General features: G+C 45.6%; 15 protein-coding genes. 12 read left to right on the top strand and 3 right to left on the bottom strand.

Translation table 11 applies throughout. The features are described 5' to 3' along the window. Positions 1 to 110 precede the first annotated feature (110 nt). Positions 111 to 1439, top strand: a complete 1329-nt coding sequence (gene brnQ, locus ABR397_RS16930) for a branched-chain amino acid transport system II carrier protein (protein WP_350306786.1) — start codon at positions 111 to 113, stop codon at positions 1437 to 1439. Positions 1440 to 1572: 133 nt separating this feature from the next. Here the strand turns inward: brnQ and ggt are convergent, their stop codons facing one another. From ggt to ABR397_RS16915, 3 genes are all read right to left on the bottom strand, one after another. Continuing rightward, on the bottom strand, positions 1573 to 3336 hold the full coding sequence (gene ggt / locus ABR397_RS16925) for a gamma-glutamyltransferase (protein WP_350306785.1): 1764 nt from the start codon (positions 3334 to 3336) through the stop codon (positions 1573 to 1575). Positions 3337 to 3559: 223 nt separating this feature from the next. Continuing rightward, positions 3560 to 4162 carry a peroxiredoxin C gene (locus tag ABR397_RS16920; protein ID WP_350306784.1) on the bottom strand — a complete coding sequence of 201 codons (603 nt, stop codon included), beginning with the start codon at positions 4160 to 4162 and terminating at the stop codon, positions 3560 to 3562. Positions 4163 to 4322: 160 nt separating this feature from the next. Further along, positions 4323 to 4943 carry an acyl carrier protein phosphodiesterase gene (locus ABR397_RS16915; protein WP_350306783.1) on the bottom strand — a complete coding sequence of 207 codons (621 nt, stop codon included), beginning with the start codon at positions 4941 to 4943 and terminating at the stop codon, positions 4323 to 4325. A gap of 104 nt (positions 4944 to 5047) precedes the next feature. On the opposite strand from ABR397_RS16915, the gene queA reads away from it, so the two are divergent. From queA to pgpA, 11 genes are all read left to right on the top strand, one after another. Further along, the gene (gene queA, locus ABR397_RS16910; protein ID WP_350306782.1) at positions 5048 to 6115 is read left to right on the top strand and encodes a tRNA preQ1(34) S-adenosylmethionine ribosyltransferase-isomerase QueA; all 1068 of its coding nucleotides are present in this window, start codon (positions 5048 to 5050) and stop codon (positions 6113 to 6115) included. Positions 6116 to 6174: 59 nt separating this feature from the next. Then, entirely contained in the window at positions 6175 to 7299 is a 1125-nt protein-coding gene (gene tgt, locus ABR397_RS16905) for a tRNA guanosine(34) transglycosylase Tgt (RefSeq protein ID WP_350306781.1), read from the top strand. Positions 7300 to 7394: 95 nt separating this feature from the next. Next, a complete protein-coding gene (gene yajC, locus ABR397_RS16900) occupies positions 7395 to 7727 on the top strand; it encodes a preprotein translocase subunit YajC (protein WP_021323460.1) in 333 nt (110 codons plus the stop codon). A gap of 27 nt (positions 7728 to 7754) precedes the next feature. Beyond that, complete coding sequence (gene secD / locus ABR397_RS16895) at positions 7755 to 9602, top strand: protein translocase subunit SecD (protein WP_350306780.1); 1848 nt, start codon at positions 7755 to 7757, stop codon at positions 9600 to 9602. A 10-nt stretch (positions 9603 to 9612) separates the two neighbouring features. Continuing rightward, complete coding sequence (gene secF / locus ABR397_RS16890; RefSeq protein WP_350306779.1) at positions 9613 to 10581, top strand: protein translocase subunit SecF; 969 nt, start codon at positions 9613 to 9615, stop codon at positions 10579 to 10581. Between the two features lie 114 nt (positions 10582 to 10695). Beyond that, positions 10696 to 11145 carry a transcriptional regulator NrdR gene (gene nrdR, locus ABR397_RS16885; RefSeq protein ID WP_132353811.1) on the top strand — a complete coding sequence of 150 codons (450 nt, stop codon included), beginning with the start codon at positions 10696 to 10698 and terminating at the stop codon, positions 11143 to 11145. Positions 11146 to 11151: 6 nt separating this feature from the next. After that, a complete protein-coding gene (ribD, locus tag ABR397_RS16880) occupies positions 11152 to 12261 on the top strand; it encodes a bifunctional diaminohydroxyphosphoribosylaminopyrimidine deaminase/5-amino-6-(5-phosphoribosylamino)uracil reductase RibD (RefSeq protein WP_350306778.1) in 1110 nt (369 codons plus the stop codon). A 126-nt stretch (positions 12262 to 12387) separates the two neighbouring features. Continuing rightward, positions 12388 to 12858, top strand: coding sequence for a 6,7-dimethyl-8-ribityllumazine synthase (gene ribH / locus ABR397_RS16875; protein WP_350306777.1), 471 nt, complete (start codon positions 12388 to 12390; stop codon positions 12856 to 12858). Between the two features lie 25 nt (positions 12859 to 12883). Further along, the gene (gene nusB / locus ABR397_RS16870) at positions 12884 to 13300 is read left to right on the top strand and encodes a transcription antitermination factor NusB (RefSeq protein ID WP_021323465.1); all 417 of its coding nucleotides are present in this window, start codon (positions 12884 to 12886) and stop codon (positions 13298 to 13300) included. Positions 13301 to 13402: 102 nt separating this feature from the next. Beyond that, complete coding sequence (gene thiL, locus ABR397_RS16865; RefSeq protein ID WP_350306776.1) at positions 13403 to 14392, top strand: thiamine-phosphate kinase; 990 nt, start codon at positions 13403 to 13405, stop codon at positions 14390 to 14392. Continuing rightward, positions 14385 to 14876, top strand: coding sequence for a phosphatidylglycerophosphatase A (gene pgpA, locus ABR397_RS16860; protein WP_350306775.1), 492 nt, complete (start codon positions 14385 to 14387; stop codon positions 14874 to 14876). The genes thiL and pgpA overlap by 8 nt, the downstream gene beginning before the upstream one ends. The last annotated feature ends 134 nt before the right edge of the window (positions 14877 to 15010 follow it).

Genomic DNA, 15010 nt, shown 5'->3' with positions numbered 1-15010 from the left:
TGATAATAAATCGTTAAATTAGGGTTCAATATTGCCAATGCGGGCTTAACTATTGGCGGTATTTATATTATTCAAGCCATTAAAATGGTAACAAAAAATTAACAATTATTATGACAAATCGTTTATCATCTAAGGATATTTGGGCGTTAGGGTTTATGACCTTTGCCCTGTTTGTAGGAGCGGGAAATATTATTTTTCCTCCTATGGTGGGATTACAATCGGGTGAATATGTTTGGGTAGCTGCATTAGGCTTTCTGGTCACCGCGGTTGGTTTACCGGTAATTACAATCATCGCGTTGGCAAAAGTAGGCGGTGGTATTGAAGAGCTGAGTTCACCCATTGGTAAGGCTGCGGGGTTGCTGCTGGCGACAGTTTGTTATCTGGCTGTTGGTCCTCTATTCGCAATTCCACGTACTGCGACGGTTTCTTTTGAAGTGGGTATTGCTCCCCTTGCCGGTTCGGGTGAATTATCGCTCTTTATTTACAGCCTGATTTATTTTGCTTTGGTGATTGCTGTTTCGCTTTACCCTGGTCGTTTACTTGATACTGTCGGGCATGTGCTGGCGCCCATTAAAATGCTGGCGTTAGGTATACTTGGCGTTGCCGCTCTACTTTGGCCTGCGGGGGGAGCAATTCCTGCAATTGAGGCTTATCAACAAATCCCATTCTCTAGTGGTTTCGTTAATGGTTATCTGACGATGGATACCTTAGGCGCTATGGTATTCGGTATTGTTATCGTTAACGCGGCGCGTTCAAGAGGTGTTGCTTCAGCTTCATTGTTGACCCGTTATGCGACGTGGGCAGGGGTGATTGCCGGGTTTGGTCTGGTGCTGGTTTATCTGTCTCTGTTCAAACTGGGTTCTGGCAGCGGGTCATTAATTCCTCATGCGGAAAATGGCGCTGTAATTTTGCATGCCTATGTTCAGCATACTTTTGGTGGTGTTGGCGCTCTTTTCCTCGCCGTGTTGATTTTTGTCGCCTGTATGGTGACTGCGGTGGGATTGACTTGTGCGTGTGCTGAGTTTTTCAGCCGTTATCTGCCTCTGTCTTATCGTTCATTGGTTCTGATCCTTGGTTTGTTCTCCATGCTGACTTCTAACCTTGGTTTGAGTCATTTGATCAATATTTCTATTCCAGTACTGACTGCGATTTATCCACCTTGTATCGTTTTGATTGTTCTGAGTTTTACTCTGCGCTGGTGGAATAATTTTAGCCGTATTTTGGCTTCGGTTATGCTAATCAGTCTGCTGTTTGGTATTTTAGATGCTATCAAGTCATCAGAAAACCTGGTGTATTTATTACCAAATTGGGCAACTCGTTTACCATTGGCTGATCAAGGGTTAGCTTGGTTAGCGCCATCCCTGTTGGTTCTGGTTGTGTTTGGTATTTATGACCGTATTTGGGGTCGTTCTGGTTCACAAGAAAGTCAAAGTCATTAGTGATAATGGTCCGTTTATTTAACCGTTTGTCATCGTCAGATAGTTAGAGAAAGCGCGGGATGGCGTGCCTGAGAAAGGTGTTCCATCCCGCTATCTTGGTATTCTTTTACATGGTTTGCTGAATTACCTATTGTTAGTAACCAATAGCGGCACCTGCTGGGCGCCGAACATCATTGGCGCCATAGAAATAGTTTTCACGAACTTGACCAGATACAGCAGCATCATTACCTGAAGAACCTGTATTTGAAATGTTAGCGGCTTTTGGTAAACCGACCATAATCAACTCAGCTGCGCCCCACGGTGTTTGTTCCACCATCTTATATCCCATTTTTTCCAGCAAATTCAGTGAGTCTTTAGAAATACCTCGTTGTTCATAATAAACTTCATCTGGTAACCATTGGTGATGAATGCGAGGGCTATTGACCGCTTCCTGAGGAGTCATACCGTGATCAATGATGTTTAAGGCAGTTTGTAGCGTGATAGAGATAATACGGGAGCCTCCGGGTGAGCCCAGGACAAGGAATATATTATTGTCTTTAGTGACGAGTGTCGGGCTCATTGATGATAGTGGGCGCTTACCAGGGGCGATAGAGTTAGTCGCACCTTGAACGAGTCCATACAGATTCTTCTCACCAATTTTTGTCGTGAAATCATCCATTTCATCATTGAGGAAGAAACCTGTTCCCGGTGCAATGACGACAGCACCGAAAAGCCCATTGATTGTATAAGTGGTTGAAACTGCATTACCTTCTTTATCTACAATGGAGTAGTGCGTGGTTTCTGGTTTCTCATGTGGTTCAATACCCGGCTGAACATTTTCTGATGATGTTGCTTCTCCTGGTTTTATTTTTTTACGCAGAGATTCGGCATAGCTCTTACTCAGTAAACGATCGATTGGGTTTTTGACAAATTCTGGATCGCCAAGGTGAGTATTTCTGTCCATATAGGCATGACGCATCGCTTCCGTCAGTGTGTGAATATAATCAGCAGAGTTGAATCCCATTTCTTTGAGGTTGTAGCCTTCCAGAATATTCAGGGTTTCACACATTGTTACCCCTCCTGAACTGGGTGGCGGTGAAGAGATAAATTTATAACCGCGGTAGCTACAGGTGACGGGGGCTGTTTCTGAGATCTTATAATTGGCGAAATCGGCTTCGGTAATAATGCCGCCTGATTTTTTAGCTGCTTCTGCAACCCGTTTAGGAATATCCCCATGATAGAATGCTTCCTGTCCTTTTTTGGCGATTAATTCCAGTGTATTTGCCAGATCGGTTTGTATCAACTTATCGCCCGGTTGATAAGGGGAGCCATCTTTACGCAGGAAGATACGGGCTGCTTCTGGATCTTTGCGGAAACGTTTGATTGACGTGTCCAGAATATCTGTGTCTGCTCGGGTCAGTATATAACCTTCACGTGCTAGTTTAATTGCCGGCGCCATGACCTGTTCGCGGCTCAATTTGCCATATTTCTTTAAGGCACTCTCCAGCCCCATGACGGTTCCCGGCACACCGGCAGCCAGGTAGCCATATAAACTGGCTCCTTTAATGACGTTGCCTTCTTTGTCCAGATACATATTGGCACTTGCCGCATTTGGTGCGGTTTCGCGGAAGTTAATAAAAGTATTTGTGCCATCAGCCAGGTGAATTGTCATAAAACCACCACCGCCGATATTGCCGCAGCATGGGTTTACAACGGCCTGGGCATAGCCAACAGCAACAGCTGCATCAATAGCATTTCCACCTATCTTGAGGATATCTACACCAACTTGTGAAGCAAGGTGTTGGGCTGAGACAACCATACCATTTTTAGCTTCAACGGCAGGTTCTGAAGCGGCATAAAGATGAGAAGAGATAAGTAAGGATATTATTACCAGTGGTGTTTTCCATGTTTTCAACATGTTGTGAGCTCCTGTCGTTTTGCGGGATGATTTTTATAAAGTGGAAGCGCTTATTTTATTTACACGAATTTTAATGTTAATCAATTGTAAATTTAATTATAAGTGATGATAATTATTAGAAAGATTTATTTTTTGTGCGCAAGGTGGCAAAACGAGGAATTTCAGCGATAAAAAAACCAGTTGGCAGCAACCAACTGGTCTGAATTATGGGTAACGTTTGAGGTTACAGTTTAGATGCGTTCTGAGACAGGTATTTAGCTACGCCGTTTGGAGACGCGCCCATACCTTCTTTACCTTTTTCCCACTGCGCAGGGCATACATCGCCGTGCTCTTCGTGGAATTGCAGTGCGTCAACCATACGTAGCATTTCGTCAATGTTACGGCCCAGTGGCAGATCGTTAACAACTTGGTGACGGACAACGCCGTTTTTGTCGATCAGGAAAGAGCCACGCAGAGCTACGCCAGCTTCTGGGTGCTCAATACCGTATACTTTTTGAATTTCACGTTTAGTATCAGCAACCATTGCATATTTAACTTCGCCGATACCACCGTTATCGATAGGAGTTTTACGCCATGCGTTGTGGACAAATTCAGAGTCGAAAGAAACACCAACAACTTCAACACCGCGTTTTTTGAACTCTTCGTAGCGGTGGTCGAATGCGATCAGCTCAGAAGGACATACGAAAGTAAAGTCCATCGGCCAGAAGAAGATAACGGCAGGTTTACCGTTCAGGTGTTTTTTCAGGTTGAAATTCCCAACTATTTCGCCGTTGCCAAGGACAGCTGCTGCTGTAAAGTCAGGGGCTTGACGAGTTACCAGAACCATGAGTTACTCCTGTAGTTTTAACCGAGGTTTATGTAAAAATTGGATGTAGAATAAGGAATTAGCGTACATCAATAAAGGGTAAAATACTAATTTTTGCAATAGATTTTACCTATCAATACTTTATTTTTATTTTCTTTACTGTAACGCTTTACCCATGTTGTTAATTGGGTGAGGTTTCCAGTTTCATTTGGGGGAGGTTATAAAAATCTTTATTTTCCGCTTTTTCTATCATATAGGGATAAAATTGCCAGAATAACGCTTCGAGGTCAGAGTAATGTTGTTCTATATCCTGAAATGATCCCGATAAGGCAGATAATCTGGGATGTCTTCGGGCCATGCCATTTAGTACATTGGCGATAAATGCAAGATCTGCATAGCGGATCAACCAGTTTTGCGACCATAAAAACTCATTCATTTCCTGAAATTTTTCGGGAGTTTTATGGAGATGAGGTTCTATCTGATTGCGGGCACGGTGAATAAATGCGGGTAATGAGTCATCGGGAACCAGTTTATCCCAATATAAGGAAAGGAAGTGATCCCAAATAATATCCAATGTAATCGGCGCAACCCGTCGGTATTGGCTACTGAACAGGTGGCGGGCTTGAATAACCAACGGGTGGGTATCTGTTAATACATCAACCCGTCGATGCATGCGAATGCCTGCAACTACGTCAGCGCTGTATTGCCCCTCTGGATTACCGCGAACAAAATCCGCCATCAGATTCCCTAACAGGGAGCTTTCAGCCAGAGTAGCTAAATGAAGGTGAGCGAGAAAATTCATCCGGCGATTATAATATAAATCAGCGAAGTTATGTGCTTATTTGTTGCACCCTCAGAGTTGCGGCACTAGACTAGTCCGCCTGTTTTTCTGAATGATTAAATATAATGCGAGTCTCCGATTTTACTTTTGAACTTCCTGACGAAATGATTGCTCATTATCCTCAACCACAACGCAGTGGCTGCCGTCTGCTCTCTCTTGATGGTGAAACGGGGGCGTTAGCGCATGGTGTTTTTACGGATGTTCTTGATAAGCTGAATGCCGGGGATTTGCTGGTTTTCAATAATACCCGAGTTATACCCGCGCGTATTTTTGGCCGGAAGGCCACCGGCGGTAAATTGGAAGTTCTGGTTGAACGGGTGCTGGATGATAAGCGGGTACTTGCACATGTGCGTGCTTCCAAAGCGCCAAAAGAGGGGGCGGAGCTGTTGCTGGGTGACAGTGAGAACGTTAAAGCGACGATGCTGGCCCGCCATGACACGCTGTTCGAAATACGTTTTGATGATCAGCGTGATGTGCTGTCCATTCTGGATGATGTCGGCCATATGCCCTTGCCGCCTTATATTGATCGTCCTGATGAAGAGGCGGACCGCGAGCTGTATCAAACGGTATACAGTGAGCGCCCAGGCGCAGTAGCCGCGCCAACGGCAGGCCTTCATTTTGATGAGCCATTATTGGAAGCCCTGCGTGAAAAAGGGGTGGAAATGGTTTTTGTTACCTTGCATGTTGGTGCCGGTACTTTCCAGCCAGTGCGTGTGGAAACCATTGAAGACCATATTATGCATGCTGAATATGCTGAAGTGCCGCAGGATGTGGTTGATGCGGTCCTCGCATGTAAGGCCCGGGGGAATAAGGTTGTCGCTGTCGGAACAACATCAGTCCGCTCGCTGGAAAGTGCAGCAAGAGCTTGCCAAAATGGATTAATTGCGCCATTTTTTAATGATACGCAGATTTTTATCTATCCGGGGTTTGAATATCAGGTTGTTGATGCGCTGATTACGAATTTCCATTTGCCGGAATCGACACTTATCATGCTAGTTTCTGCATTTGCTGGTTATAAAAATACCATGAGTGCTTATAAAGAGGCGGTGGCAGAGAAATACCGTTTCTTTAGTTATGGCGATGCCATGTTTATTCGCCGTAATCCTTTGGCTTTCAAGGAAAAAGTTTCTTAATTTATTGTCATAATGTATGAAATCAGCATCAGACTGTTTATCTGATGCCTGGAGGTTAAGTGAAATTTGAATTACAAACTACCGATGGTCGGGCCCGGCGCGGTCGTCTGGTTTTTGAACGTGGTGTTGTGGAAACGCCGGCATTTATGCCAGTGGGGACTTACGGCACAGTAAAAGGCATGACGCCGGAAGAAGTAAAAGAGACCGGTGCGCAAATCCTGCTTGGCAACACTTTCCATCTGTGGTTGCGTCCAGGGCAGGAAATAATGAAGCTGCATGGCGACTTGCATGGATTTATGCAATGGCATGGCCCGATTTTGACGGATTCAGGCGGTTTTCAGGTATTCAGCCTTGGCGCGATGCGTAAAATCAAAGAGGAAGGTGTGCATTTCCGCAACCCAATTAATGGTACGCCTGTTTTCCTCAGCCCGGAAAAATCAATGGAAATCCAGTATGACCTGGGTTCTGATATTGTGATGATTTTTGATGAATGTACGCCATATCCTGCTGACTGGGATTATGCGAAACGTTCGATGGAAATGTCCTTGCGCTGGGCGGCTCGTAGTCGTAAGCGTTTTGATGAGTTACAGAATAAAAATGCTTTGTTTGGTATTATTCAAGGGAGCGTTTACGAAGATTTACGTGATATCTCAGTAAAAGGTCTGGTAGAGATAGGCTTTGATGGGTACGCTGTAGGTGGTCTGGCGGTTGGGGAGCCTAAAGAAGATATGCACCGTGTTCTTGAACATGTCTGCCCGCAAATCCCGCAGGACAAACCGCGTTATCTGATGGGGGTAGGAAAACCAGAAGATTTGGTGGAGGGGGTTCGCCGTGGCATTGATATGTTCGATTGTGTAATGCCAACCCGTAATGCCCGTAATGGTCATCTTTTTGTCACCGAGGGTGTCATTAAGATCCGTAATGCCAAACATAAAGAAGATACTTCGCCGCTGGATGAGCAATGTGATTGCTATACTTGTCGAAATTATAGTCGGGCGTATTTGCATCATCTTGATCGTTGTAACGAAATTCTCGGTGCAAGGCTGAATACTATCCATAATTTGCGGTATTATCAGCGTCTAATGGCTGGGATCCGTAAAGCCATCGAAGAAGGTAATCTTGAACAGTTTGTTGAAGATTTTTATCAGCGGATTGGTAAACCTGTTCCGCTATTAAATATTTGACTTAAGTAGTAATTGACTGACCTCAGTGTGTATAGCATATTGCGGTTGGTTTTTTTGATTACTATCAATTTTGATAACAATGAGGGAAAAGTTTAATGAGTATTATTTCTGAAGCAACGGCATCTGCTGGCGCACCGGCGGCTCAGGGAAGTCCATATTCTCTGATCATCATGTTGGTTGTTTTCGGTCTGATCTTCTACTTCATGATCCTGCGTCCACAACAGAAACGTACGAAAGACCATAAAAAACTGATGGATTCTATTTCCAAAGGTGATGAGGTTCTGACCAATGGTGGTTTGATTGGTCGTGTAACTAAAGTTGCTGATACGGGTTATGTCGTTTTAGCACTGAATGACACCACTGAAGTGACTATTAAACGTGATTTCGTCGCTGCCGTTCTACCGAAAGGTACAATGAAGGCTCTGTAATTTCTGATTTTCCCGAAGGGAACTGCCGTGCTAAACCGTTATCCTTTGTGGAAGTATCTGATGCTGATCGCTGCGATCCTCATCGGTTTGCTTTATGCACTTCCCAACCTTTATGGTGAGGATCCGGCTGTACAAATCACTGGCGTGCGAGGTATTGCCGCCAGTGAGCAAACGCTGGACCAAGTCCGTAATATTTTAGAGAAAGATCAAATCACGAGTAAATCTATTGTGCTGGAAAATGGCGCGATTCTTGCTCGTTTCAATAATTCTGATATTCAGCTTCGTGCCCGAGAGGCCTTGATGCCCGCATTGGGCGATCAGTATGTGGTGGCATTGAACCTGGCGCCGGCAACACCAGCCTGGCTGGGCAAATTTGGCGCAGAGCCAATGAAACTGGGCCTTGATCTGCGTGGTGGCGTGCACTTCCTGATGGAAGTGGATATGGAAACCGCATTAGGAAAACTGCAAGAGCAGAATATTGATGGCCTGCGTACTGATTTACGCGAAAAAGGTATTCCTTATTCCACTGTCCGCAAAATTGATAATTACGGTGTAGAGATCCGTTTCCGTGATGAAAACGCCCGTTCTGATGCGGAGAGCTATCTTACCAATCGTCACCGTGATTTAGTTTTCAGTGTTGGAGCCAATAATACCCTGAAAGCGGTGATGAGTGACGAGCGCCAGCGTGAAGCCCGTTCTTATGCAGTGCAGCAAAACATTACCATTCTGCGTAATCGCGTTAACCAACTGGGGGTGGCCGAACCGTTAGTTCAGCGCCAGGGAGCTGACCGTATCGTGGTTGAATTACCAGGTATTCAGGATACTGCCCGCGCTAAAGAAATTCTTGGCGCGACAGCAACCTTGGAGTTCCGTTTGGTCAATACAAGTATTGACTATACTGCGGCTGCATCAGGTCGGGTACCGGGTGATTCTGAGGTGAAAAATACCCGTGATGGCAGTCCGGTTGTGTTATATAAGCGCGTTATTCTGACCGGGGATCATATTACAGATTCAACCTCTGGTACTGATGAATATGGTAATCCGGAAGTGAATATTTCACTGGATAGCGCCGGAGGCGCTGCGATGTCTAATTTCACCAAGGACAACGTTGGTAAGCCAATGGCAACGCTGTTTGTGGAATATAAAGACAGTGGTAAGAAAGATGCTAATGGTCGTGCTGTGTTAGTCAAAAATGAAGAAGTGATTAACATTGCCAATATTCAGGTTCGTCTGGGAAGTAATTTCCGTATCACCGGTATTTCCAATGCAACTGAAGCCCGTCAGTTATCCTTGTTACTGCGTGCTGGCGCTCTGATTGCGCCGATTCAGATTGTGGAAGAACGTACCATTGGGCCAACCCTTGGCCTGCAAAATATCGAGCAAGGTCTGGAAGCCTGTTTGTGGGGCTTGGTCGCATCAATCCTGTTTATGGTGATTTACTACCGTAAATTCGGTTTGATTGCGAGTAGTGCGCTGTTGGCTAACTTGGTGCTGATTGTCGGTGTTATGTCTCTGTTGCCGGGGGCTACGCTCACTATGCCGGGGATTGCAGGTATTGTTCTGACGCTGGCGGTGGCAGTCGATGCTAACGTGTTGATAAACGAACGTATCAAAGAAGAGCTGCGTAATGGCCGTACCATACAGCAAGCGATACATGAAGGCTATAAAGGCGCTTTCTCCAGTATTATCGACGCCAACCTGACTACGCTGATCACTGCGGTCATTCTTTACGCTGTTGGTACAGGGTCAATTAAAGGCTTTGCGATAACAACGTCAATTGGTGTCGCTACTTCTATGTTCACTGCTATTGTAGGTACTCGGGCTATCGTGAACCTGCTATATGGCGGTAAGCGTATTAAGAAGCTGTCAATCTAAGGAGCACGTTGTGGCACAGGATTATACTGTTGAACAATTGAACTATGGCCGCAAAGTCTATGACTTTATGCGCTGGGACAACGTTGCTTTCGGAATTTCGTTGCTGCTGTTGGTGGCTTCTGTTTTTGTGATGGCAACCCGCGGGTTTAACTGGGGATTGGATTTTACCGGTGGTACGGTAATTGAAATCAAACTCAGTAAGCCGGCTGATTTGGATAAGATGCGTGATAGCCTGGCGAAAGCGGGTTTTGAAGATCCTTTGTTGCAAAACTTCGGTAGCAGCCGTGATGTGATGGTGCGTATGCCACCGCTGATGGGCGCTGCTAATGAAGAATTGAGCAAAAAGGTTATTAAGGTCATCAATGACTCCGTTGATAAAGACGCGAGTGTGAATCGTGTTGAAATTGTTGGGCCAAGTGTCGGTGCTGAACTTGCTCAAAATGGTGCGATGGCGTTACTGGCGGCCCTTATCTGTATCTTGATTTATGTTGGGATCCGTTTTGAATGGCGTTTGGCGTTGGGGGCGGTTCTTGCGCTTGCGCATGATGTCATCATTACGCTCGGGGTTCTGTCGTTGTTTCATATCGAGATTGACCTGACGATTGTGGCGTCGCTGATGTCCGTTATCGGTTATTCATTGAATGACAGTATCGTGGTTTCTGACCGTATCCGTGAAAACTTCCGTAAGATCCGTCGGGGTACGTCGTATGAAATTATGAACGTCTCTTTGACGCAAACACTGAGCCGTACCATCATGACTTCTGCGACTACCTTACTGGTGGTGCTGATGTTATATATTTTCGGTGGTGCGATGCTGAAAGGCTTCTCGCTGGCGATGTTAATCGGTGTTTCTATCGGTACGATATCTTCTATCTATGTTGCTTCCGCATTAGCGTTGAAACTGGGTATGAAGCGTGAACACATGATTCAGCAAAAGGTTGAGAAGGAAGGGGCTGATCAGCCATCTTTATTGCCTTAACTATTCTGCCTTGATGCTGTTCAAACACCCTGTGAGTATCTGGCTGGCAGGGTGTTTTTTGTTCAGATTAAGGTAAACTGTAAACCTAGTTCGGACTAACCATCAGGAAGTGATATGCATTGCCCATTTTGTGCCGCTGTTGATACCAAAGTGATTGACTCCCGTTTGGTGGGGGATGGCTCGCAGGTACGCCGGCGTCGCCAGTGTCTTGAGTGTCATGAACGATTTACCACTTTTGAAATGGCGGAGTTAGTTATGCCGAGAGTGATAAAAAGTGATGATATCCGGGAGCCATTCGATGAAGAAAAACTGCGCCGAGGGATGCAAAAAGCATTGGAGAAACGTCCGGTCAGTTCTGATGATGTAGAAGTGGCGATTAGTTATATTAAATCTCAGTTACGTGCTACTGGTGAACGGGAAATTCCATCTAAAATGATTGGTAATCTGGTGATGGATGAATTGAAGAAATTGGATAAAGTCGCCTATATCCGTTTTGCTTCCGTCTACCGCAGTTTTGAGGATATTCGTGAATTTGGTGAAGAGATTGCTAAATTACAGGATTAATAAGTAGTGAATAACGATGAAAAATATATGACGCGTGCTTTCGAATTGGCGCGTCAGGGATGCTTTACTACGTCACCTAATCCTAATGTCGGTTGTGTGATTGTGAGTGATGGGCAGATTGTTGGGGAAGGTTTTCATTTACGTTCTGGTGAGCTACATGCCGAAGTCCATGCTTTACAGGTGGCCGGTGATAGAGCTAAAGGCGCAACCGTTTATGTCACTCTTGAGCCGTGCAGTCATCACGGTAAAACGCCTCCTTGCGCTGATGCCCTGATTGCTGCTGGCGTTAGTCGTGTGGTTACGGCTATGCAGGACCCTAACCCTCAAGTAGCGGGAAGAGGGTTTTATAAGCTGCAACAGGCGGGGATTGAAGTCGAACACGGATTGATGATGGAGGCGTCGGAATCCCTCAATAAGGGGTTTCTGAAGCGGATGCGTACAGGGTTCCCGTATGTTCAGTTGAAGATGGCGGCTTCTCTTGACGGAAGAACTGCGTTAGCTTCTGGAGAAAGCAAATGGATTACATCATCCCAGGCTCGTTATGATGTGCAAAAGTTCCGGGCTCAGTGCAGTGCGATTCTGAGTTCCAGCAGTACTGTTCTGGCTGATGATCCTAGCCTGACTGTTCGCTGGAATGAGTTGGATGCAGAAACTCAGATGATTTATCCTGAGGAAAATCTTCGTCAGCCGGTGCGTGTCATTGTTGACAGTCAGAACCGTGTTACCTCGCAGCATCAGGTCATACAACAGCCGGGCTATTGCTGGTTAGCCCGCACCAAAGCGGATGAATATAACTGGCCTGAAAATGTAGAGCAGATACTGTTGCCTGCTCATGGTGCTGGTGTAGATTTAGTGTTACTGATGATGCAATTGGGTAAGCGTCAGATTAATACTGTCTGGGCCGAATGTGGTCCGCTGTTGGCGGGGGCATTACTGACTTTGGGGCTGGTAGATGAGTTGATACTTTATGTTGCGCCAAAAGTGCTGGGTGATGCCGCCTGTGGTTTGTTTACCATTCCTGAACTTAAAAATCTGGCGGATGCGCCGGAATTTAACATTTTTGATGTACAGCAAGTCGGGCCTGATCTTCGTCTGTGCCTGCGGCCTGTATACTGACTGAATGTGTGAGTGTGGGTTAACCCGCCTGTTTTTATGCTCTGTTGCTAAATCGGCAGGCGCGGCTAACGAAAGAATATGATAGAATCCGCCCCCCTGCGGATATGAACAGATATAAGGAAGGCTATGAACGTAATCAAAGGTATTGTTGCGGCTCCACAAGCTCGTGTGGCGATTGCCATTGCACGTTTTAACAACTTCATTAATGATAATCTGTTAGAAGGCGCGGTAGATGCACTTGAGCGTATCGGTCAGGTTGCCTCAGAAAATATCACTGTTGTCTGGGTTCCTGGCGCATATGAATTGCCGTTGACGGTAAAAACATTGGTCGAAACCCAAAAATATGACGCAGTTGTCGCGCTGGGTACCGTTATCCGTGGTGGTACCGCTCACTTTGAATACGTTGCTGGTGAATGCAGTTCCGGTCTGTCTGATGTGGCAATGACCAGTAAAATCCCAGTGGCATTTGGTGTTCTGACTACAGAAAGCATTGAACAGGCGATTGAACGCGCGGGAACCAAAGCGGGTAATAAAGGCGCAGAAGCTGCATTAACCGCACTGGAAATGATCAATGTAATTAACGCCATTAAAGGCTGATTTTAGTTTTAATAAGGGGAATCTTGTGAAACCTGCTGCTCGTCGTCGTGCTCGTGAGTGCGCTGTTCAGGCTATATACTCATGGCAATTATCTGGCAATGACATTGCTGACGTTGAATTACAGTTTCTGTCGGAGCAGGACGTCACTGGTGTTGACGTAACCTATTTTCGTGAATTGCTGTCAGGAGTAGCTGTGAACGCAGTTAAGCTGGATGCTTTGATGGCTCCTTATCTTTCCCGTCAGCTTGAAGAGTTAGGTCAGGTAGAAAAAGCCATTTTGCGTGTTGCTATGTTTGAACTAAGTTATCGTGATGATGTCCCTTATAAAGTGGCTATTAACGAAGCTATCGAATTGGCAAAAGTCTTTGGTGCTGAAGATAGTCACAAATTCGTGAACGGGGTACTGGATAAATCTGGCCCAGCAGTACGCAAGAAAAGATAATTCTCACTGCTCACCGGGTTTTTCCCACCGTAGACGATGATTTGTAAGGCCGGGATACCGGCCTTATGTTCATAATCGTCAGTAATTTTTTGGGATTTTATTATGGCATGTGGCGAATTTGACCTCATTGCGCGTTATTTTGATCGCCAAGCAACTAACCGGCGTGACGTAAATCTGGGTATTGGTGATGACTGTGCACTGATGACGCTGGCCGATAAACAGCAATTAGCTGTTAGCACGGATACCTTGGTTTCAGGCGTTCATTTCTTACCTGATATTTCTCCTGAAGATTTGGCTTATAAATCTCTGGCGGTGAATTTAAGTGATCTGGCTGCTGTCGGTGCTGATCCTGCCTGGCTTTCACTTGCGTTAACATTACCGGAAATAGATGAATGTTGGCTAAGTGGTTTCAGTGACAGCCTCTTTGAACAATTGCGTTATTACGGTATGCAGCTTATCGGTGGTGACACCACCCGTGGCCCGATGAGCCTGACGCTAACGATTCATGGTCTGGTTCCCGCAGGCAGAGCATTGCGGCGTGCCGGCGCAAAAAATGGCGATTGGATTTATGTGAGTGGCTCGTTGGGTGACAGTGCGGCAGGTTTGGCTCTGTTACAAAACCATTTGCAAATTTCTGATCCAGTGTCTCGTGATTGGCTAATTCAACGTCATCTCCGGCCGCAACCCCGTATTTTGCTAGGGCAGGCATTGCGTGATCTGGCAACGTCAGCAATTGATTTGTCTGATGGCTTGATTTCCGATCTGGGCCACATACTGAAAGCCAGCCGATGTGGAGCCAGAATAAATCTGGATGCGATCCCTTACTCTGGTGCAATGAAACAATATGTTGAACCGCAACAGGCGCTTATGTGGGCTTTGAGCGGCGGGGAGGACTATGAATTATGTTTTACTGTCCCGGAGAGAAATCGTGGCGCGCTGGAAATCGCTTTGGCTCATACCGGCGCCGGTTTTAGTTGTGTCGGACAGATTATGCCTGAATCAGAAGAGATTCGTTATTACAGCAAGAATAAAGAGATTAAATTGGATCTGAAAGGGTTCGATCACTTTATTGCCGAGGAAGCACATGGATGAGGCAAAACGCCGTTTACGGATGAAGAATCCCTGGCATTTATTAGCGACGGGTTTTGGTAGTGGGCTATCGCCAGTAATGCCAGGAACAATGGGGTCTGCTGCTGCTGTTCCATTCTGGTTATTACTGGTTCAGTTTCCAGAATGGATTTGCTGGCTGGTGATTATTGTCGGAATATTGTTCGGGATAATGATTTGTCAACGTACTTCTGATGATATGAAAGTTCATGACCATGGCAGTATTGTCTGGGATGAATTTATCGGTATGTGGATCACATTGATGGCTATTCCTGTGATTAATTGGCAGTGGGTTTTTACTGGTTTTATTGTATTCCGTATTTTGGATATGTGGAAACCGTGGCCGATTCGCTGGTTTGATCGTTATATTCACGGCGGATTAGGTATCATGTTGGATGATATTATCGCGGCTGTGTTCTCGTTCGTCATTGTTTGGTTATTGGCGTTTTATCAGATTTTGACTTTTTGATGTGCGGTGCGTTTGATTATTAAATAACCTGAGGTTTGCTTAAGAAGGGAACTAAGTGCCTGAGGCACGATCAAAGTTTTTGTCAAAGAAAACAAAATCGTGGAGATCCTCAGGCATGTTTAATTTAGAAGAAC

The sequence above is a fragment of the Photorhabdus viridis genome (assembly GCF_040256935.1).
GTDB lineage: Bacteria > Pseudomonadota > Gammaproteobacteria > Enterobacterales > Enterobacteriaceae > Photorhabdus > Photorhabdus viridis.
The sequence above is the reverse complement of the archived record's forward strand: the minus strand, read 5'-3'. Positions and strand labels throughout refer to the sequence as shown.